The organism is Rhodanobacter sp. Soil_C_14 (assembly GCF_057657335.1).
In genome coordinates this window covers 258968-278082 of the sequence record NZ_JBDGIQ010000003.1, presented here as the reverse complement: position 1 = coordinate 278082, position 19115 = coordinate 258968, and the positions used below count along the sequence as shown (strand labels likewise).

General features: G+C 65.5%; 17 protein-coding genes. 12 read left to right on the top strand and 5 right to left on the bottom strand.

Features of this window, described 5'->3' with window-relative positions; genetic code table 11:
* The first annotated feature begins 19 nt into the window (after window positions 1-19).
* Both AC3A56_RS09810 and AC3A56_RS09805 read left to right on the top strand, forming a co-directional pair.
* The gene (locus AC3A56_RS09810) at window positions 20-2407 is read left to right on the top strand and encodes a 3-hydroxyacyl-CoA dehydrogenase/enoyl-CoA hydratase family protein (RefSeq protein ID WP_487770179.1); all 2388 of its coding nucleotides are present in this window, start codon (window positions 20-22) and stop codon (window positions 2405-2407) included.
* A 203-nt stretch (window positions 2408-2610) separates the two neighbouring features.
* Window positions 2611-3816 (top strand): acetyl-CoA C-acyltransferase, encoded by a 1206-nt coding sequence (locus tag AC3A56_RS09805; protein ID WP_487770178.1) that lies wholly within the window; start codon window positions 2611-2613, stop codon window positions 3814-3816.
* 90 nt (window positions 3817-3906) lie between these two features.
* On the opposite strand, the gene AC3A56_RS09800 is transcribed toward AC3A56_RS09805, so the two are convergent.
* Together AC3A56_RS09800 and AC3A56_RS09795 are read right to left on the bottom strand one after the other, a co-directional pair.
* Entirely contained in the window at window positions 3907-4908 is a 1002-nt protein-coding gene (locus AC3A56_RS09800; RefSeq protein ID WP_487770177.1) for a GlxA family transcriptional regulator, read from the bottom strand.
* On the bottom strand, window positions 4856-5404 hold the full coding sequence (locus AC3A56_RS09795) for a cysteine hydrolase family protein (RefSeq protein ID WP_487770176.1): 549 nt from the start codon (window positions 5402-5404) through the stop codon (window positions 4856-4858). The genes AC3A56_RS09800 and AC3A56_RS09795 overlap by 53 nt, the downstream gene beginning before the upstream one ends.
* A gap of 263 nt (window positions 5405-5667) precedes the next feature.
* Between AC3A56_RS09795 and AC3A56_RS09790 the strand changes: the two genes are divergently transcribed.
* On the top strand, window positions 5668-6225 hold the full coding sequence (locus AC3A56_RS09790; RefSeq protein WP_056718560.1) for a cold shock domain-containing protein: 558 nt from the start codon (window positions 5668-5670) through the stop codon (window positions 6223-6225).
* 346 nt (window positions 6226-6571) lie between these two features.
* Here the strand turns inward: AC3A56_RS09790 and AC3A56_RS09785 are convergent, their stop codons facing one another.
* Window positions 6572-7510 (bottom strand): hypothetical protein, encoded by a 939-nt coding sequence (locus AC3A56_RS09785; RefSeq protein ID WP_157599287.1) that lies wholly within the window; start codon window positions 7508-7510, stop codon window positions 6572-6574.
* 537 nt (window positions 7511-8047) lie between these two features.
* Between AC3A56_RS09785 and AC3A56_RS09780 the strand changes: the two genes are divergently transcribed.
* The 6 genes from AC3A56_RS09780 to AC3A56_RS09755 all read left to right on the top strand — a co-directional run bounded on the left by AC3A56_RS09780 (window position 8048) and on the right by AC3A56_RS09755 (window position 13972).
* Window positions 8048-9199 carry an SPFH domain-containing protein gene (locus AC3A56_RS09780; protein ID WP_487770175.1) on the top strand — a complete coding sequence of 384 codons (1152 nt, stop codon included), beginning with the start codon at window positions 8048-8050 and terminating at the stop codon, window positions 9197-9199.
* A gap of 21 nt (window positions 9200-9220) precedes the next feature.
* Entirely contained in the window at window positions 9221-10522 is a 1302-nt protein-coding gene (locus AC3A56_RS09775) for a TFIIB-type zinc ribbon-containing protein (protein ID WP_487770174.1), read from the top strand.
* Window positions 10519-10779 carry a hypothetical protein gene (locus tag AC3A56_RS09770; RefSeq protein WP_007808840.1) on the top strand — a complete coding sequence of 87 codons (261 nt, stop codon included), beginning with the start codon at window positions 10519-10521 and terminating at the stop codon, window positions 10777-10779. The genes AC3A56_RS09775 and AC3A56_RS09770 overlap by 4 nt, the downstream gene beginning before the upstream one ends.
* A 99-nt stretch (window positions 10780-10878) precedes the next feature.
* The gene (locus tag AC3A56_RS09765) at window positions 10879-11799 is read left to right on the top strand and encodes a hypothetical protein (RefSeq protein ID WP_487770173.1); all 921 of its coding nucleotides are present in this window, start codon (window positions 10879-10881) and stop codon (window positions 11797-11799) included.
* A 190-nt stretch (window positions 11800-11989) separates the two neighbouring features.
* Window positions 11990-12202 (top strand): YadA-like family protein, encoded by a 213-nt coding sequence (locus AC3A56_RS09760; protein ID WP_487770172.1) that lies wholly within the window; start codon window positions 11990-11992, stop codon window positions 12200-12202.
* 204 nt (window positions 12203-12406) lie between these two features.
* Window positions 12407-13972 carry a phospholipase D family protein gene (locus tag AC3A56_RS09755; RefSeq protein ID WP_487770171.1) on the top strand — a complete coding sequence of 522 codons (1566 nt, stop codon included), beginning with the start codon at window positions 12407-12409 and terminating at the stop codon, window positions 13970-13972.
* A gap of 163 nt (window positions 13973-14135) precedes the next feature.
* On the opposite strand, the gene AC3A56_RS09750 is transcribed toward AC3A56_RS09755, so the two are convergent.
* Together AC3A56_RS09750 and AC3A56_RS09745 are read right to left on the bottom strand one after the other, a co-directional pair.
* Entirely contained in the window at window positions 14136-14534 is a 399-nt protein-coding gene (locus AC3A56_RS09750; protein ID WP_487770170.1) for a carboxypeptidase-like regulatory domain-containing protein, read from the bottom strand.
* A 311-nt stretch (window positions 14535-14845) separates the two neighbouring features.
* Window positions 14846-15706: a helix-turn-helix transcriptional regulator gene (locus AC3A56_RS09745; protein ID WP_487770169.1), complete on the bottom strand. Its 861-nt coding sequence runs from the start codon at window positions 15704-15706 to the stop codon at window positions 14846-14848.
* Between the two features lie 66 nt (window positions 15707-15772).
* Here AC3A56_RS09745 and AC3A56_RS09740 point away from each other — a divergent pair, with 66 nt between their 5' ends.
* The 3 genes from AC3A56_RS09740 (at window position 15773) to AC3A56_RS09730 (ending at window position 19107) form a co-directional block, all read left to right on the top strand.
* Window positions 15773-16150, top strand: coding sequence for a VOC family protein (locus AC3A56_RS09740; RefSeq protein ID WP_204111311.1), 378 nt, complete (start codon window positions 15773-15775; stop codon window positions 16148-16150).
* 46 nt (window positions 16151-16196) lie between these two features.
* Window positions 16197-16595, top strand: a complete 399-nt coding sequence (locus tag AC3A56_RS09735) for an SRPBCC family protein (protein WP_056718569.1) — start codon at window positions 16197-16199, stop codon at window positions 16593-16595.
* A 103-nt stretch (window positions 16596-16698) separates the two neighbouring features.
* Entirely contained in the window at window positions 16699-19107 is a 2409-nt protein-coding gene (locus AC3A56_RS09730) for a DEAD/DEAH box helicase (protein ID WP_487770168.1), read from the top strand.
* The last annotated feature ends 8 nt before the right edge of the window (window positions 19108-19115 follow it).

The following is a 19115-nucleotide window of genomic DNA, read 5'->3' as shown; positions in this document are numbered from 1 at the left end:
TGCACGTTTGGAGAAGCCAATGACTGCTGCATCCTCCCCCACCCCCGGCTTGCGCATCCGCAAGGCCGCCGTGCTGGGCGCCGGTGTCATGGGCGCGCAGATCGCCGCGCACCTGACCAACGCCGGCGTCGAAACCGTGTTGTTCGACCTGCCCGCGAAAGAAGGCCCCAAGAGCGGCATCGCGCTGAAGGCGATCGCCAACCTGGCCAAGCTGTCACCCGCCCCGCTGGCCGACAAGGCGCTGGCCGCCTCGATCATCCCGGCCAACTACGACGATGATCTCGATCATCTGAAGGACGTCGACCTGGTGATCGAGGCGATCGCCGAGCGGATGGACTGGAAGCTCGACCTGTACAAGAAGATCGCCGGCCACCTGTCCAAGACCGCGATCATCGCCTCCAACACCTCGGGCCTGTCGATCAACACGCTGGCCGAGGCGCTTCCCGAGGAAATGCGCCATCGCTTCAGCGGCGTGCACTTCTTCAACCCGCCGCGCTACATGCACCTGGTCGAGCTGATCCCGACCAGACTCACCGACAAGAGCGTGCTGGACGGCCTCGAAGCCTTCCTCGTCACCACCGTCGGCAAGGGCGTGGTGATCGCCAAGGACACCCCGAACTTCATCGGCAACCGCATCGGCGTGTTCTCGATGCTGTCGGCGATGTACCACACCGACCAGTTCAATCTCGGCTTTGACACCGTCGACGCATTGACAGGCCCGGCGCTGGGTCGCCCCAAGAGCGCCACCTACCGCACCGCCGACGTGGTCGGCCTGGACACCATGGCGCACGTCATCAAGACCATGGCCGACACCCTGCCCGACGATCCGTGGCATCAGTACTTCAAGGCGCCGGTGTGGCTCCAGGGCCTGATCGACAAGGGGGCGCTGGGCCAGAAGACCGGCGGCGGCTTCTACAAGAAGGTCGGAAAGGACATCCAGGTTCTAGACGTGGCAAAGCAGGACTTCCGCCCATCCGAGCAGAAACCGTCCGACGAAGTCGCCGCGATCCTGTCCATCAAGGACCCGGCCGAGAAGTTCGGCAAGCTGCGCGCCTCCAGCGACCCGCAGGCGCAGTTCCTGTGGGCCAGCTTCCGCGACCTGTTCCACTACAGCGCCTATCACCTGGCCGACATCGCCGACACCGCCCGCGACGTCGATTTCGCGATCCGCTGGGGCTACGGCTGGAAGCTCGGTCCGTTCGAGACCTGGCAGGCCGCCGGCTGGCAGCAGATTGCCGAATGGATCAACGAAGACATCAAGGCTGGCAAGGCGATGAGCAACGCGCCCCTGCCCGCCTGGGTCACCGACGGCCGCAAGGGCGTGCACGGCAAGGACGGTTCGTATTCCGCCAGCGCCAACGCCGACAAGCCGCGTTCGCAGCACCCGGTGTACCAGCGCCAGCTGTTCCCCGATCCGATCCTGGGCGAGAAGTTCGACACCGGCAGCACCGTGTGGGAGAACGACGGCGTGCGCCTGTGGACGCTGGGCGATGACGGCATCGGCATCATCTCGTTCAAGACCAAGATGAACACGGTCAACGACCACGTGCTCGACGGCATCCAGCACGCGATCAAGCTGGCCGAGGAAAAACTCAAGGCCGTGGTGATCTGGCAGACCGGCGAACCGTTCTCCGCCGGCGCGGACCTGAAGGGCGCGCTGGGCCTGCTGAAGGACGGCAAGTTCGACGACTTCGAGCACATGGTCGCCAACTTCCAGCGCACCAGCATGGCGATCAAGCACGCCCTGGTGCCGGTGGTTTCCGCCGTGCGCGGCATGGCCTTCGGCGGCGGCTGCGAATTCCAGATGCATTCCGCCCGGACGGTTGCAGCACTGGAAAGCTACATCGGCCTGGTCGAGGCCGGCGTCGGCCTGCTGCCGGCCGGTGGCGGCCTGCATGAGCTGGCGATCCGCGCGGCGAAGGCCAATCCGGCCGATCCGTTCGAGGAGCTGAAGAAAGTGTTCGAGACGGTGGCGATGGCCAAGGTCTCCGCCAGCGCGTTCGAGGCGAAGAACCTCGGCCTGCTGCGCGACGGCGACGTGGTCGTGTTCAACGCCTACGAGTTGCTCTACGTGGCCAAGCAGGTGGCCAACGCGCTGGCCGAATCCGGCTACCGCCCGCCCTTGCCTGCCAACGCCATCCCGGTCGCCGGCGATGTCGGCACCGCCACCTTCAAGGCCTCGCTGGCCAACCTGCAGGCCGGCTACTTCGCCTCGCCGCACGACATCGACATCGCTACGCGCATCGCCGACACCTTGTGCGGCGGCGTGATTGAGCGCGGCTCGACCGTCGACGAGGAATGGCTGCTGGCGCTGGAACGCAAGCACTTCGTGGAGCTGGCCAAGACCGAAAAGACCCAGGCCCGCATCGCCCACACGATGACCACCGGCAAGCCGCTCAGGAATTAAGCGGGGAACAGGGAACGGGGAACAGGGAACGTGGAGGCTGTCGCAAGCATGTCCTTTACGTCCTGCCCCGAACCTGGTCCCAGCCGCCGCTTTTGATTGGAGGGTGCGAGAACGAAACGTCAGTACAGGCAGCAACAAGCAAAGCGCCATCTGCACGTTCCCCGTTCCCTGTTCCCCGTTCCCACTCCATTGAGATCCGAACCATGACCAAGCAAATCCAAGACGCCTACATCGTCGCCGCCACCCGCACCCCGGTCGGCAAGGCGCCGCGCGGCGTGTTCCGCAACACCCGCCCGGACGACATGCTCGCCCACGTGATTCGCGCCGTGATGGGGCAATACCCCGGTATCGACCCGCACCAGATCGGCGACGTCATCATCGGCTGCGCCATGCCCGAGGCCGAGCAAGGCATGAACGTGGCGCGCATCGGCCTGCTGCTGGCCGGCCTGCCGCACACCGTGCCCGGCGTCACCGTCAATCGCTTCTGCTCCTCCGGCCTGCAGGCCGTGGCGATGGCCGCCGACCGCATCCGCCTGGGCCTGGACGACCTGATGCTCGCCGGCGGCACCGAGAGCATGAGCATGGTGCCGATGATGGGCCACAAGATCGCCATGAACCCCGCGATCTTCCAGGACGAGAACATCGGCATCGCCTACGGCATGGGCATCACCGCCGAGAACGTCGCCAAGCAGTGGAAAGTCAGCCGCGAGCAGCAGGACGCGTTCTCGGTCGAAAGCCACCGCCGCGCGTTGGCCGCCCAGGCCGCCGGCGAGTTCAACGACGAGATCAGCCCGTTCGCGCTGGACGATCATTATCCGGATCTCGCCACCCGCAAGATCGTCACCGACAGCCGCACCATCAGCGCCGACGAAGGCCCGCGCGCCGGCACCACCATGGAAGTGCTGGCCAAGCTGAAGACCGTGTTCCGCAACGGCCAGTTCGGCGGCACCGTCACCGCCGGCAACTCCAGCCAGATGTCCGACGGCGCTGGCGCCGTGATGCTCGCCAGCGAAAAGGCCATCAAGGAATACAACCTGCAGCCGCTGGCCCGCTTCGTCGGCTTCTCCGTCGCCGGCGTCCCGCCCGAAGTCATGGGCATCGGTCCGAAGGAAGCGATCCCGAAAGCGCTCGCGCAAACCGGCATCAGCCAGGATCAGCTCGACTGGATCGAGCTCAACGAAGCATTTGCCGCCCAGGCGCTGGCCGTGATGGGCGACCTCAAGCTGGACCCCAGCAAGGTCAACCCGCTGGGCGGCGCGATCGCGCTCGGCCATCCGCTGGGTGCTACCGGTGCGGTGCGCATCGCCACGCTGGTGCACGGCATGCGTCGGCGCAAGCAGAAGTACGGCATGGTGACGATGTGCATTGGTACCGGCATGGGTGCGGCAGGAATCTTCGAAGCGCTGTAATCGCCTGACCGAAAAACGAACGGCGCCGTAGCGATACGGCGCCGTTTCCGTTTCCAGCCAAGGCGGGGCAGCGGAAAACCGCAGGTGCCCTCAGCGCCGCCGTCGCGCCGACGCCGGGCTGTCGTTCGCATGCGTCGACCACAGCCGGCGCAGCTGGCGTGCCGAACCCAGCCCGGCACGTTCGGCGGCGCGTTCCACGCTGTCCCCGGTGGCCAGCGCCTGACGGGCGAGTGCGAGGCGCAGGCGGGCGTGGTAGGTGTTGATCGACATGCCGCTGGCTTCGCGGAAATGCCGCGTGAGGCTGCGCACGCTCAGGTGACCGATGTCGGCCAGCCGCGCCAGCGGCCATTCCTGGGCCGGCGCCCTGGCCAGCGCATCCTGCACGTGGTGGATAGCCGTGTTCATGTGGTTGCGCCCTTCCAGCCACGGCGACAGCGCGGGATCACCCGACGCACGCCGCACGTAGACGGCCATTTCGCGCGCCACCGCGGCAGCCAGCCGCGACGAGCCCAGGCAGGCGATGAGATGCAGGGCCAGGTCGATGCCGGCGGTGATGCCCGCGCTGGTGTACACCTTGCCATCCTCGACGAACACGCGGCTGTCCAGCACCTCGGCGGTCGGCGCGAGTTCCCGCAGCGTGTCGAGCAGGCTGTGATGCGTGGTGCAGCGGCGGCCGTCCAGCAACCCGGCGGCGGCGGCCAGCAACGCGCCCGAGCACACGCAGGCGAGCCGCCGGCCGCGGCCGCCATGCCGCTGCAGCCATGCGACCAGGGCCTTGCTGGCGGGCGAGGACAACACCTGCTCACCGCTGCCGGTGGCGCCGCACACCACGATCATCGCGTGATCATCCAACTGCGCCGGCAGCGGCTCGATGCCGGCGAGTCCCACGCCCAGCGCCGTCGTGGCAGCCTCGCCGTCCGCGATCGGTGCCAGCAGGCGCAGGCGCACCGGCAAACCCATCGAGGCGGCGATGCGGAACGCGTCGGCCGCGCCGGCGAGATCCAGCAGGATCAGCGCCGGCGGCAGCACGAAGCACACCTCAGTGATCAGCGAGGACGTCATCGACGGTGCGGATGCGGGCAAAGCGTCCATCCAGAACCAGTTCCGTGCGCTGCTTGATGTCCTGCGCATCGTAGTGGCTTCCGCTGCCGGCGTGGATCATCGGAAACGTCAGCGTCGCCTCGGTCACATAGTCCACCGCAAAGCCGAGATCCGAGGCCACCCGCGCGGTGGTCTCGCAGCACTGCTCGGTGCGGATGCCGCTGACGATCACCCGCCCGATGCCGCGCTCGCGCAGCCACGCCTCCAGGCTGGTGCCGGTAAACGCGTTGTGCACCTGCTTGCGAAACACCACGTCGTGCGCGTCCGGCACCCACGCCATCGGCGTCACCAGCCCCGACGCCGGGGCGAAATGGCCGGCGCTCTCCTCGTGCAGGATGCGCACGACTGGCCATCCGCGCGCGGTCGCCGCGTCGATCAGTTCCAACAACTTCTCGCGGAACACCGGCACATCGTCCTCGCGCCAGTACGGCGCATGCAGGAACGACTGCTGCACATCGATGACCAGCAAGGCGGGGGTATCGGACATGAGGCGACTCCTTCGTTGGGGGAAGTCGTCACTTTAGGAAGCCGGGCCGACCGCCGACGAGCACCGCGCCGGACCATGAGCGGACCGATCCGGCCACGCCCGTCGCCAAACGATGTCAGGACCACGAAGGTCTTCATGGACGTATTCTCCAGCGCGCCTTTCGGAGATGACACTGCGAGCCTGCCGCCGGACTTGACGGCCGCCGACGTGGAGTCTGAACATCCGATGCACTGATTACGAACCCAGGCCAGGAAGCTCCGCCCATGCGCATCCACGGCACACTGACCAAGTGGAATGACGACAGGGGATTCGGCTTCATCGAGACGGCGGCGAGCACCAAGGAACTCTTCGTCCACATCTCTGCCTTTCCGCGGGACGGTATCCGACCCCGCATTGGCGAACTCGTATCCTTCGAGACCGACTTGCGCCCCGACGGCAAGCATCGGGCCGTGCGCGTCATGCGCCCCGGCAGCAGAGCTGCATCGCACCGCCATCACCTCCCACGGCCATCCTCGACACGGCGAAACCCGCTCGTGGCCATAGCCAGCGTAGCGGCGATCGGCGTCATTGGCTGGTACAGCTACACACGGCTAGCCCAGAGCAGCACGCCTTCTCCGATACAGGCAGCATCCGTCGTTCCATCCATTCCCGCGTCTCCCGCGCCAACCTTCTCTTGCGACGGCCGCACCCGGTGCTCACAAATGACCTCGTGTGCCGAAGCCACCTTTTTCATCAAACAGTGCCCCGGCACGCAAATGGATGGCGACGACGACGGGACACCTTGCGAGAGCCAATGGTGTACGGGTGGCGAGGCCGACTGAGCATGAAGAAGAACGGGCCCTTCGGGGCCGTTCCTCATTACGGGTGTAGCAACCACCGGTCGATCTAGATACCGTCCGAGGCCGGCGCGGCGTGTGGTTGCCGCCGCCTTTTGCCTGGCGCTTCGCTGTGTCCGGCAGCCACACAGCACAGGTCACGGGCGGTGATCGACCAATGCTGCATGGTCATCCATTTTCCCCGGATTAGCGATGAAGCACGGACCTATCGCATGTGAACAAAGGGGCCCGATCAAATTCACGGCCCCACTTCTTGTGCGGCCTCGCCACCCCCTTGCCCACGCCATGCAATGGCACCGCAAGGCGGACAACATTGTCACCGATGTCGCCCCTAATACCCCGAGCTGTATCCCGGTATCGGCAGGAAGTAGCGCGCCCAGTTCTTGAATTCGACGGGGAGATCGTTGGCGCTCAGCAGCCACCAGTTCGGCCATGCGACGCAGGTGGCGCATTGGTCGGGCACGGCGTTGATCGCCGCCTGTGTCAGTCCGGGGCCTCCCAGCGGGAACAATCCCTTCTTTGCCTTCAGCTGCGCGGAGGCAATCAGGTAGTAAGGCGGGCCTCCGGCCGGCAGGTGACCATGATGGCTATAGACCGTGTCAACCACCAGCCAGCCGGCTTGGCCGGAGTTTTCGACCAGCAGCGTGCTCTTGGCCCGCTTGAGGTCGAACCACATGATGTCGGTCTTGTTGGCGAAGCTGGGGACGTTGCAGGTGGCGTCGGTGAAATTGCCATCGGGCCCCTTGCTGAAGGAGTGATTGGTGAATTTCAGCGCTTGGATCGTGGCGAAGTCCTGCGTCACCGTGCGGACATTGCCCATCCATGCCGCGTCGAACGTGGATGATCCGGGAAGCGTGACGAAGGTCTTGTCGGTGGAGGCGTTCAACACCTCGTTGTCCTTGAACCCCAGGATGTGCCAGGCGAGCTGCCGCGCCACGGTGTTGAAGATTCCGCAATTGCAGGATTTCGCCAGGTTGGTACCGTCCAGCAACGGTATGCCGCCGGTGCCGGCTCCAGGGATCGCCGGGGGCTTGCCCGGGGCGATGGGCCCGCTATGCGAGGTCGAGCCGTTGTTTCCGGCCGTATCTATCCAGACCCAGTTGTTGGCTCGCGCATAACGCCACAGATTCGCGTTCAAGTTGTGCCAAAGAGTGGTCTTGTTGGCGATATCGGCCAGAGGGTGGCCGGGCATGTTGACGATGTGGGCGGCAGGTTTGCCCGTCCAGCCATAAGCTGCAAGCAGTGTGTCGATAACCGGTTGTGAAGGCATGCCCATCAACTCCCTTGGTGGTCGATCGAAAGAGGAACCGGAGAACCGGGCCCGAGTCGGATGCTTCTGTCACTTGCGTAAAGGCGAATTCCTTCCCGTTCCCGCGGCATTACGCGGCACGGAACCTGGAATCGAGGCACCTGTCACCTGCAATCGCCATGTTCGTTCACGCCTCGTGCGAGGGGATCGAAATGAAAGGTGATGAAGCTGCAAGGTCCGCGGCCTAGATGCCAGCGAAACGGCCGGTGATGGCAAACGGATTCGCAGGGCAGGCCTGTCGCGGTCGACAAGCACGTGATGGCACTCCAGCATCTGCCCTGCTGCCGTCGTGGCGGCAACGCAGATGATGGTGGCGACGATCGGCCCGCGTTCCATGGTCATCCATTCCCCCCGGAATCCGGTCGAGGATAGCGCAAAAAATCGGGACGGCCGGCAAACCGGCCTCGCGTCTGACGGTTCGCGTGCCCCGCCTTGCGGGGTATAGTTCGACGGGCATGGCGGGTGTCTTGCCCGGCCACGAATCCAAGGGGAAAAGTCATGGGTCTTTTTCAGGCAGTGGCGGGATCGATCGGCGGCACGCTGGCCGATCAATGGAAGGATTTCTACACGATTCCGGACGGCCTGCCGTCGACGGCGGCGCTGTTTGCGGCAGTGCCTCAGGGCAGCAATGCCGGGCGCGGTTCGAACACGCACGGCTCGTCGAACATCATCACCAATGGTTCGAAGATCGTCGTGCCCGAGGGCTACGGGTTGCTGCTGTTCCAGGACGGCAAGATCACCGGCTTCGCCGCCGAGGCCGGCGGTTATGAATGGCGTTCGGACGACCTCAACTCGACCTCGATTTTCTCGGGCGGCGGCCTTGTCGATTCGCTGGTCAAGCAGAGCTGGGAGCGCTTCAAGTTCGGCGGCCAGCCGGGTTCGCAGCAGGCGGCGTTCTTCGTCTCGTTGAAGGAACTGCCGGACAATCGCTTCGGCACGCAATCGGAAATCTACTGGGACGACGCCTTCCTCAATACCCAGGTCGGCGCGGTGACGCGCGGCTCGTACACGCTGAGGATCGTCGATCCGATCCTGTTCGTGAAGAACTTCGTGCCGGCGACGTATCTGCAGCCGGGCAAGGTGTTCGATTTCACCGACATCGACAACGCCGCAGCCAGCCAGCTCTTCAACGAGGTGGTGGGTTCGCTTGCCCCGGCTTTCAGCCTGTATTCGAACGACGGCAACAAGGAACACCGCATCACCAAGCTGCAACAGGATTCGCTGGGCTTCGCCAAGAGCCTGTCCGATGCGGTGGAAAGCGCTTACCAGTGGAAGTCCGATCGCGGCCTGGCCATCGTCAAGACCGCCATCGTCTCCATCGAGTACGACGCGAACACCCGCGAACTACTGAAGACGGTGCAGCGCGCCGATGCGCTTTCCGGCGCCCGCGGCAATTCCAACTTGCAGGCCAGCGTCGCCGCCGGCATGCAGGCGGCCGGCGAGAACGGCGGCGCGGCGGGCATGATGGGCATCGGCATGGCGTCGGGCATGATGGGTGGCATCGGTGGTTTGCAGCAGCCGGTGGCGCCAGCCGCACCGGCGGCCGACGACCCGATCGCCAAGCTGAAGAAGGCCAAGGAGATGCTTGATCTCGGCCTGATCTCCCAGGCCGATTACGACGCGGCCAAGGCCAAGGCCCTCGGCCTGTAAACGGCGAACGGCGCTCACACCATGAACACCACCATTCCCCCGCTACCGCCGGGGCCGCCGCCTACCGGCCCCGGCTCGCCGCAGGATGTGCCGCCGCCACACGGCAGCTTTCCGATCGATCCAGCCACCCTGCCCCCACCGATCCGCGACGAGTTGCAGGCGCCGGACCCGATCGCCATCGACACCGCCGCCGACGAGCTCAAGGACGGCCTCAACCGTTGCCCGAAATGCGGTTCGACCGAGATCCGGCAACGGCCCGGCACCGACCTGCTGATCTGCATGTATTGCCGTCACGAATGGCATGGCGAAGGCGTCGAGGAGGCCTTCGGACTGGGCGAGGGCATCGACCAGTTGCAGGGCACGGTGATCGCTTCCGGTGCGCAGGACATCAAGGCCGACACGGCCAGCCTGATGACCTTCAAATGCCCCGGCTGCGGCGCCGAGGTGACGATCAATACCGCCAACGCCATGACCGCGCGTTGCCACTGGTGCCGTCACGTGTTCGGCGTCAACGAGCAGGTGCCGAACGGTGCGGTGCCCGACGCGGTGTTGCCCTTCCACATCAAGAAGGACGACGCGGTGGCGCGCATCCGCCAGTTCGTGGACAAGCGCCGACTGTTCGCGCTGAAGGCCTTCAAGGAACAGTTCACGCCCGAAAACGTCGTTCCCGTCTACCTGCCGTACATGATCGTCGATGGCAATGTCAGCGCCAGCGTCGCTGGCCAGGGCGAGATCAAGACGCGCGAATACACCAGCGACAAGAAGACCTATTACGACGCCGACGTCTACCGGCTGGATCGCCACGTGGACTTCACCGTGGACGACCTGCCGCTGGAATCCTCCAGCGAACGCGGCAACCTGGACACGCGCACCAACACCAACAACATCATCAACACGATCCTGCCGTTCGACACCAAGAACGCGGTGAAGTGGAACGCGTCCTACCTCACCGGCATCACCTCGGAAAAGCGTGACCTGGACGTGGAAAAGCTTCGCCCGCACTTGGAAGACGAGCTGCTGTCGATCGCCCGCGCCCAGGTCGAAATGTCCGTGGCCCGCTACGATCGCGGCGTGCGCTGGGAACAGGAACAACTCAGCGTGCATGGCACGCGCTGGGTGTCGATGTACCTGCCGGTGTGGCTGTACTCCTATCACCAGCCAGGCCCCAACGGCGGCATGCTGCACTACATCGCGGTGAACGGCCGCACCGGCGAAACCATGGGCAGCGTACCGGTGCAGCAGTGGAAGCTGCTCACGGCCGCGCTCACCGTCGGCACCTTTCTCGAAGCCATCGCACTCTTCATCCTGGGACATTCGTCATGAGCGACGACAGTGGACTGTGGCTGCTGACATTGGGGCCGGCCGGGGCAGCGGGCCTGTACTGGACCCTGTACCGGTATTACCGCAACACCGACAAGTCACACGACTTCGAACACGAGACGGCCGTGGTGGCCAAGCCCGTGACCGGCTCGGAACAGAAGATCGACGAGGTGAAAGGCACGCGTGACTCGCGCATCCGTGGCGACAATGTGCACGCCTACCGCAAGCGCGTGCAGCGGGTGCCAGGCGGCTCCGGATAAGGGCGCCAGCAAACATCGACGTGCCCCGGCGTTGCCGGAACCACGACGTCTCGAAATACGTACACTTTTGGGCATCCATACGGCACAGGAGCGGCGGACATGGGTATCGGCATCGGCATGCGGGGCACTGACCTTCGGAAGTTCCTGATGGTGGCGCGGGAACGCAACGTCATCCTGCTGGTGCGCCACACCAACGAGGATTCGCTGCGCTACGTCTGCGTGCCCGGCTACTACCCCAAGCCGGCCCTGATCAAGGCCAAGACCGCCGACCTCAACCCGCCGGCTGTCGTGCGTTCGGTCGGCGGCCGCATGGTGAGACAGGAGTACGTCATCGCCGGACTGGTGGTGCATCCGGGCATGCATCCCGGGGCGTACAAGCCGGCCAAGCTGCAGAAGGCGACGGACGCCTGGCACGACGGCATGCATTACCTGGCGGCCGACATGCCGGCCACGGGCGATCCACAGCGTCCGGAGAGCTGGGCCGCCTGGGGCGTGGGCCGCGTCGCTGCCTGTTCGGCCGAGTGGCGCTGGCGCGTCGACGTCGACCCCGCCTCCCGCCACTACGGCTGCCTGCAGCTGAACCATGCCGGCAAGGGCTGGGTCTACATCCACGGCGACTACGACCTCAAGGACGTGATCGTCCGCGGCAACGAGACCGACAACCGGCGCCACGAAGGCCAGCTCCACGGCGTCAAGAACTTCACTCCGCTGCTCACGAACATGGAGTTCGAACGCATCCGCGTCTCGCTGAACCAGCTGATCGGCACCGACATGGTGCAGCATGGCGCGGAGGCGCAGTTCGCCTGGCACGGCGACGAGCCGATCACGGTCGCGTTCCCCGACTGGAGAATCCTGCTGTTGACCGACGCCACGACGGTGCAGCGATGGTATGAAGACCTGAACCGGTCCGTGCTGGCAGACAAGGGCCTCGACTACGCACGCGACCGCTCGCGCATGTTCCACTTCGGGCCGCACGGCATGTTCGCCCCCGGTGCCATACCGGCGTCGAGCTGGGGCTAGACAGGGGCCGACGCCGCGCCTGGAACACGCGCCTCACTTTCGAAGCAAAGCACGTCCGCCCGCCGCTACAGCCACGAAGTCGTACACCGACAGCAGGTTCGCGACCTGGAACGACAGTTTCACCCAGTATCAGCAGCAGGTCGGCAGGCGTTTTGCGCAGACCGACAAGCGCATCAGCCAGGTCGGCGCGATGGGCACCGCGATGACCCAGATGGCGGTCAACGCATCCAATGGCAGTGGCCCGAATGGACGCATCGCGATCGGCATGGGCGCGCAAGGAGGCCAAGGCGCGGTATCGATCGGCTATGGCAAGCGTGTCGGCGACCACGGTTCGTTCTCGCTGGGTGCCAGCTTCAGTCGCGGTGAGTCCAGCGCCGGCGCGGGCTTCGGCTTCGACCTGTAAGCGCGTCGGGGGAACGTACGGAACGGCGCGGGTAGCCGTGTCGTTCCGTACGCCCTCTTGCCTGCTGATCCGAACGACCAGCAGCCGGCCCGAAGCAGCGCAGCGCGCCAGTCGCGTGGAATTCACGGCCCGCTTCGCACAGTACGCCGACGGTCACGATGGCTGCGAAGCCGGGGTCGGCGCGTAACGCAAAGGCAGGTGCACATGCGGTATCTCATCAAGGCGGTCGGATCGGCCTTGCTCGGCCTGGCGCTGGCGGCCTGCTCGCCCCCGGCACCGGTGGTCAAGCCGGTGTCGAAGGCGTTGCCGCCCACCGTGAGCACGCCGGCGGCGCGCTACGTGCACGCCGAGGCGGACAAGCACCAGGAGCAATCCGGTTTTCGTCTGCTGATGCGCAGCACCAATGCGCTGATGAGCCGCGTGGCGCTGGCCGACCATGCACAGCACTCGCTTGACCTGCAGTACTACATCTTCGACAACGACGCGACCGGACGGCTGATGGCGCAGCGGTTGCTGGCCGCGGCCGATCGCGGCGTGCGCGTGCGCCTGCTGGTGGACGACATCAACGCCAGCCAGGCGATCGACCTGTTCGACGCGCTGGACACCCATCCGAACATCGAGGTGCGCCTGTTCAATCCGTTTGCCACGAAGAGTCCATCGCTGCTGTCCAGGGCCACCCAGTTCCTGCTCGATACGCACCGGCTCAACCGCCGCATGCACAACAAGTCGTTCATCGCCGATGGCAACGTGGCGATCGTGGGCGGACGCAATATCGGTGATGCGTACTTCGATGCCGGCGAGAACACCAACTTCCGCGACCTCGACCTGATCGCGATCGGACCGGTGGTGAACCAGGCCTCGCACGCGTTCGACGAATACTGGAACTGCGACGCGGCCTATCCGGTGAAGGCGTTCCACGGCAAGCACGCCGATCACTTCGACCTGGCGAAGCTGCGGGTGGAGCTGGCCCACGATGCGCGCGTGTTCGCGCAATCGGACTATGCGCAGGCGACGCTGGACGCCCTGCCCCACGGCGCATCCGCCGATCGTCCGGGCAGCTGGTTCTGGGGGCCGGCCACGCTGGTGGCCGACCAGCCGTCCAAGATCGAGGCCGGGCCCGACCAGCCGCAGTTGCGCATCGGTCCGGACATCAAGGCGATGACCGATGCCACGCAGCACGAACTGCTGCTGATCTCGCCCTACTTCATTCCCGGCGAGCGTGGCTCGGCGTATCTGGACGCGCTGGCCAGGCGCGGCGTGACGGTCAAGGTACTGACCAATTCGCTCGCCTCCAACGACGAGCCGATCGTGTACTCGGGCTACTCGCGCTATCGCCGCTCGCTGCTGGAAAGCGGCGTGCAACTGTTCGAACTGCAACCGGCCACGGGCGCGTCGCAACCGGCCACCTCCGGCGGCACCTCGTCCGGCGTCAGCCTGCACGCCAAAGCCATCGTGGTGGATCGGCAGAAGGTGTTCATCGGCTCGATGAACATGGACGCGCGCTCGAAACTGCTCAACACCGAGATGGGCATCATCGTCGACTGCCCGCCGCTGGCCGCCGCGGTGACCGAGTTCTTCGACACCGCCACCTTGCCCGAGTACGCCTACCGCGTGTCGCTGAAAACCGACGGATCGGCGCACGGTGCCATGCAATGGCAGGCCACCGAACACGGCAAGCCGGTGACCTACGACCACGACCCCGGCGTTACCGCCAGCCGTCGGATCGAGGTACAGATGCTCAAGCTGCTGCCGCTGGAAAGCCTGCTCTAACGTGCCGGAAAGTCAGGCGCTCACCTGTGGGATGGAGATGTTCCGCAACGCAAGTCCGGCGTCTTCCGACGCCGGACTTGCCGGGAATGACCGCATGGCCAGCCGCACGCATCACGATCGAAGCACGCTGACGAGACCATCGGCATTTACCCCGGACGATGCATCAGGACTTGTCTGCGAGCTTGCCGCATTCACCCTTGGCGCAATCGAAATCGACCTTGATGCCGCCGCCGACTCGAACAGGAACGTTCACGTGCTTCACGACCGGCTGGCCATTCTCTTCCAGCGTAACCGTGTAGATGCCAGTCGGCAGCGAGCTGATCTTGTAGCGACCCTTGGCATCGGCATGGACGCGGCGCTGGACTCCAGTCGTGCCGTTTTGGGCGAAGATGGCGTCGCCTGCCGGCGCGATGCCGAAGACGCTGCCGACGGTGGATTGTGCATGGACCGCCATCGATCCTGCCGCACCGCACAGGGCGACGGCGGCGGAAATGGCCAGGCTGCGTGCGAAAGAGGAGCGACGCTGCGAATGCTTGTTCGAAAGGACATTGCTGTTGTTCATGGGATTTCCTGATGCTTGGTTACAGCCTTGGGGCACGAACGCCGCCAGAAATCAGGCAGCCCGCTCGTGGGGGAGTTCTGGACGTCCGCGCATTACCTGTCCGGCACGCGACGGACTGTCGGGTGCAAGCCGGGTTTCACTCGTCGTCTGCTGCCATCGGTTGAGGGACGGATGTCACTTGCCGGATGGCTGCGCAAGCCTACGACGGCAAGGTGCGCTTGCCGAAGGGCCAGAGGTCATAGGTCAACCCATCTGACGAACAGGATGACAACGCCGCCGCGGAACGATCGTGGCTGGCCCACCAGGTCAGCTCAGCATTTCGGCCGGGCCCGATACGCACCCGGGTTCATGCCCATCACGGCGCGGAAGCGGTGATTGAACGTGGACAGATCACTGAATCCGGCCTCGAAGGCAATGCCCGAAATGGATGTGGTGGAGTCGCGCAACTGAACGGCGGCGCGGTGCATGCGTGTGCGCAACACGTACTGGTGCGGGGTCATGCCCACCACGCGGCGGAACACCCGCAGGAAGTGCCAGGGGCTGAGGCCGGCTTCGCGGGAAAGCTCGCCCAGCGTCAGGCTATCGTCGGCCAGTTGCGCACCGGCTTCGATACGGCGTACGGCATCCGATACGCGCTGGGCGTCGTGACGGCCAAGGCGGCCCGATCGTGGGCACAGCCCGGCATCCACATGCAGCGCGATGCCCGCCAGATCGATGGCGATTTCCTCCAGCGCGGCGGCATTTCCCTGTCGGGCAGATTCCAGTCGGGCCAGGAGCCGCGTCAGCGACGCCACAGGCGGCACATGCGAGTGGCCGAATGTGGCCTTGCGTACGCCGGGCATGGCGGCTACCAGGTTTTCCCAGCAGGCCGGGGTGAAATGGAAGGACAGACAGTGATCGCCGGTGCCGTGTTCGTGTCCGCATTCAAAACACTGGCCATGGTTGCCGAGCAGCAACGACCCGGGCGCCAGCAGAGCATCACCCTGACCGCTGCGATACAGGAAGGTTCCGGCGAGGACCGCCGCGATGGAGACGGTCTCATGGCGCTCCTCGAACGCACGATCGCGCGGCCCGGCGCTGCAGATCACCTCCTGCACGCTCCAGCCATTGCCGCTGGCTAATGTTGTTGCCTCTATCGTCACCGGGGAACAGGCCTTTCGGTCGAACAGCAATTTTTCCCAAGCCGCCAGTTGCAGTCACGTCGATGATGCTGCCACCGACCATCATCGGAGTCACCCATGATCGACCACTTGTCCATCGGCGTCCGCGACATCACGCGTGCCAGGGCCTTCTACGACGCCGCATTGCAGCCGCTGGGCTATCGCTGTCTCAGTGCGGATGCAACCTCGCTCGGCTACGGCGCGACTTCGGTGGCGTTCTGGGTGCTGCGCAGCGAGGCACCGGTTCCGGCCAACGACGCCTCGGGGCTGCACATCTGCCTGCTGGCTCCCAGCCGCACCAGCGTTGATGCCTTCCATGCCGCTGCGCTCGCTCATGGCGGGCGCGACAACGGGGGACCTGCGCTTCGGACAGATTACAGCGCGAACTATTACGCCGCGTTCGTGAGCGACCCTGACGGCTACCGCATCGAGGCGTATTGCGGCAGCTCTGCGTGACTGACTGCAGCGGGACGGCATCATCCAGTCCAACGAGGAGAACCCCTTGGCAACCGTACGCAAGGACATCATCACCACAGCCCATCCCGACGATGCATGGGATGCGATCCGCGACATCGGTGCGCTGCATACGCGCCTGGTGCCCGGCTTCGTCATCGACACCTGTCTCGAACCCGGTGCGCGGCGGGTCACCTTTGCCAATGGCCAGTGCGTGCGCGAGCCGATCATCACCCTGGACGAGTGCAGCCGTCGACTGGTGTGGTCAGCCGAAGGTGTGGGCGCCACGCACTACAACGCCTCCGCCCAGGTGGTGGCCGAACCGGATGCCACTCGTGTGGTCTGGCTGGCGGATTTCCTGCCCGACGATATCGGTGGCGCGATCGAGGCAGCGATGGATGCTGGTGCGCATGCGATGAAGGTGGCCCTGGACCGATTGGCGCGCTGAGCAGGCAGGAGGAGCGTCATTCGTGCACGCTCGCGGAACGCCTATCTCACCCAGTGAGACACCACGCCGGCTTAATCCGCGAAGACTTTCGCGGATGCCAACCATGAGCGCCTTGCCCGACCGTTATGCCACCGATGACCTGGTACTGCGCGACCCCGGCGATGGCCGCACGCTGGCCCAGCGCCTGTCGAAGCGCTACGCGGCGCGGATCACCGGCGCCTTCGTGGTGCCCGGTCGCGAGGGCAGCTTCGCGCCGATGCCCGCGGATCTTCCGACGGCACTGGCGCAAGCCCTGCGCACGCGGGGCATCGAGCAGCTTTACAGCCATCAGGCCGAGGCGTGGAAGGCCACGCAATCGGGCGCGCACGTCGCGATCGTCACACCCACCGCCTCGGGCAAGTCACTGTGCTACACGCTACCGGTGATCAGCGCGGCGATGCAGGACAGGGCCAAGTCGCTGTACCTGTTCCCGACCAAGGCGCTGGCGCAGGACCAGGTAGCCGAACTGCTGGAGTTGAACAACGCCGGCGAGCTGGGCGTGAAAGCCTTCACCTTCGATGGCGATACGCCCGGCGATGCGCGGCAGGCGATCCGCCTGCATGGCGACATCGTGGTCAGCAACCCGGACATGCTGCACCAGGCGATCCTGCCGCACCACACCAAGTGGGCGCAGTTTTTCGAGAACCTGCGCTACGTGGTGATCGACGAGGTGCATACCTACCGTGGCGTGTTCGGCTCGCACGTAGCCAACGTGATCCGCCGGCTGAAACGCGTCTGCGCGTTCTACGGCGTGACGCCGCAGTTCATCCTGTGCTCGGCCACCATCGGCAATCCGCAGGAGCACGCCGAGGCACTGATCGAGGACGCGGTCACCGCGATCACCGAAAGCGGCGCGCCCACCGGCGACAAGCATGTGCTGCTGTGGAATCCGCCGGTGATCAATCCCGATCTGGGACTGCGCGCCTCGGCGCGCTCGCAGACCAATCGCATCGCGCGGCTGGCGATCAAGTCGGGCATGAAGACGCTGGTGTTCGCCCAGTCGCGCAGCATGGTCGAGGTACTGACCAAGTATCTCAAGGACGTGTTCGACCACGACCCGCGCAAGCCACCGCGCATCCGCGCCTATCGCGGCGGCTACCTGCCGAAGGAACGCCGCGCCGCCGAGCGGGCGATGCGTGAGGGCGGCATCGACGGCATCGTCAGCACCTCGGCGCTGGAGCTGGGCGTGGATATCGGCAGCCTTGACGTGGTGGTGCTGAACGGCTATCCGGGCTCGGTCGCCGCTACCTGGCAGCGCTTCGGCCGCGCCGGCCGGCGCCAGCAATCGGCGCTGGGCGTGCTGGTGGCCAGCTCCGATCCGCTGGACCAGTACCTGGTGCGGCATCCGGAGTTCTTCCAGGACGCCACGCCCGAGCATGCCCGCATCCAGCCGGATCAGCCGCTGATTCTGCTCGACCACATCCGCTGCGCCGCGTTCGAACTGCCCTTCGTGGGCGACGAAATGTTCGGCACCGAAGTGGCCACGCCGTGGCTGGACCTGCTCAGCGAGGAAGGCGTACTGCATCGCGAAGGCGATCGCTGGGAATGGATTGCCGACAGCTACCCGGCCATCGCGGTGTCGCTGCGCTCGGTGGCCGACGGCAACTTCGTGGTGGTCGACCGCACCGATGGTCGCCAGACCATCATCGCCGAGGTCGACTATTCCGCCGCCGCGGTGACCTTGTACGAAGGCGCCATCCACATGATCCAGTCGCTGCCCTACCAGGTGGAAAAGCTGGACTGGGAAGGCCGCAAGGCCTATGTCACGCGCACCAACGTCGACTACTACACCGACGCCATCGACTACACGAAACTGAAAGTGCTGGACTGCTTCGACAGCTCGCACGCCGGCTGCGGCCAGGCGCATCACGGCGAGGTGCACGTGGTGCGCCGCGTGCCCGGCTACAAGAAGATCCGCTTCTACTCGCACGAAAACATCGGTTTCGGCCCGGTCAACCTGCCCGACCAGGAACTGCACACCACCGCGGTGTGGTGGCAACTGCCGCAGGCGGTGCTGGATGCTGCGTTCGAACAGCGCCAGCAGGCGCTGGACGGTTTCCTCGGCGCGGCTTATGCGCTGCACATCGTGGCCACCGTGGCGGTGATGGCCGAGGCGCGCGACCTGCAGAAGTCCGTGGGCTCGGGCGATGGCGCGTGGTTCGTCACCGCCGACCTCAGTGGCCGCAGCCAGATCCGTGGCAACGACGGTCAACCCGCCACGCTGGCGCCAGGTACGCCGTTCACGCCGACCGTCTATCTCTACGATGCCTTCCCCGGCGGCATCGGCCAGAGCGAGCCGTTGTTCCAGCGTCGCGAGGATCTGGTGGCGCAATCGATTAGCCTGATCGAACGCTGCGACTGCCGCGCCGGCTGCCCGGCCTGTGTCGGCCCTGTATTGGCCGCGGACGAAGAGGCAGCCAGCACGCCGAAGGCGCTGGCGCTGCGCGTGCTGGCACTGCTGGTGGCACTGTGAATGCGCTG